The 1684-nt window shown below is 64.5% G+C and carries 1 protein-coding gene; it reads right to left on the bottom strand.

The window, feature by feature from the left end; genetic code table 11:
* Nucleotides 1-16 precede the first annotated feature (16 nt).
* The gene (locus AC5Y5V_RS31290; protein ID WP_499942940.1) at nucleotides 17-1663 is read right to left on the bottom strand and encodes an IS1634 family transposase; all 1647 of its coding nucleotides are present in this window, start codon (nucleotides 1661-1663) and stop codon (nucleotides 17-19) included.
* Nucleotides 1664-1684: the final 21 nt, after the last annotated feature.

Raw genomic sequence — 1684 nt, 5'->3', positions numbered from 1 at the left:
AGTTGGGTCATTTGGCTTAGTGCCTTGATCTCGGGGACTGGACGGCGTTGAGTATCGCCGCGACCTCGGGGTTTACTGCCGGTGGGTAGGTCGCGATTACACCGTTGATGTCGATGGTGGCGTAGCGCAGGGGTTTGAGCGTGCGCAGGAATCGTCGCAGTGAGAGCCCGGTTCGGGTCTGGATTTCGCGGCTGAGGGCCAGCGCGGTGAACACGATGGTCAGGTGGGCTTCGATGGCGTCGCGGGTGCGGGCGAACATCGGCCGAGCGGCGAGGTCGGATTTTGACATTCGGAATGACTGCTCGACGCGCCACAGGTCGTGATAGTTGGCGATGATCTCGGTGGCAGGCACGTGGGCGGCGTCGATGTTGGTGACGTAGCCCTTCAGGCCGACCAGGCAGCGTGCCCGCCGTAGCGAGGCCTCGTCCAGTGTGCGGGCGCCGTTGCGGACGGCGACGAATCGCGGTGTGCGAGCGCTCTTGTCACCGGCCACGACGGCGCGGGCCTTGTGCTCCTGCAGGTTCAGCGTCTTGGTGTCGCGCACCGCCCGTTTGGTGGAGTAGGCCCACACCGCCCGCCACGATTTCGGATGCGTCTTCAGGTTCCAGACGGGTTCGGCTTTCAGTTTCGGGTCGCTGCTCTTGGGTGCGGTGCCGCGTTGATCGCGTGGAGTGATGGTGTCGATGATCTGGCCGTCGGTGAAAAGATCACCGTGCCAATGGAAGTGGGACGCCAGATCATTGGGGGCTTTGGTGACTCTGGATCCGACGATGAACCGCAACCCGGCCTCATCGAGGTCGCGCAGGTTGGAGCTCGACAGCATGCCGGCATCGGCGACGACGACCATGTCGCTGATCTGGTGGCGGGTCTGGAATGCCTTGATGATCGGCACGATGGTCAGGGTCTCGGCCTTGTTGCCCTCAAAGCAGCCGATCTCCAGTGGGAAACCTTGCCGGTCGACCAGCAGGCCCACCACGATCTGCGGATCGACGCGGCGCTCCTTGGAATACCCAACTTTGCGGAGGTCGTCTTCCTTATCGGCCTCGAAGTATAGGGTAGTGACGTCGTAGAGCACCAGGCTCAGATCTCCTGTGGCGCAAACATTTCGGAAGCACGCGGCGGCAATCTGCTCGCGGTAACCACCGGCGCAGGCGCGGCGCAGCGTCCGTTTGCGTGTCGACAGCGACGCCGAGGTGCGACCCAGCTCGGCAAGGACTCGATCGACATCGAGCAGGCTGGTCGGTTCCACCACCCGGGCGATGACCAGATCCCGGAACACCTGATCGTCGACCGCGTCGTCGAAACCCAGATCGGCATACACACCAGCCAGGGCGTCGTAGAGCAGTCCGCTGCAGGACTTCAAGATCTGCGCGCGGGCCACCAGTTGCCGCGGCGCGGACCCCACACCAGCATCGGTGAACAGTGTCGCGGACGGCGGGCCGACCATCTCAGCTTTGACGGCTTTCGGGGTGATCCCCAGATCGAGTTCCCGCTGGGCGTCATCGGCCAACAACCGCCGCGCCTGCTCGATGAGCAGTCCCAGTTCGGCGTCATCGCGGGCCGAGCCCACATGCCGCACGATGCGGCGGCGCCCGTCCACGGATTCAGCGATCTGCACCGCCGTGGCACCCGAGGCCGTACGCACCCGCCGAATCCACACCACCGGCCGAGCCTACCGAGACGA

Source organism: Mycobacterium sp. NGS68, from assembly GCF_059812195.1.
This window is presented reverse-complemented; position numbering and strand designations above follow the sequence as displayed.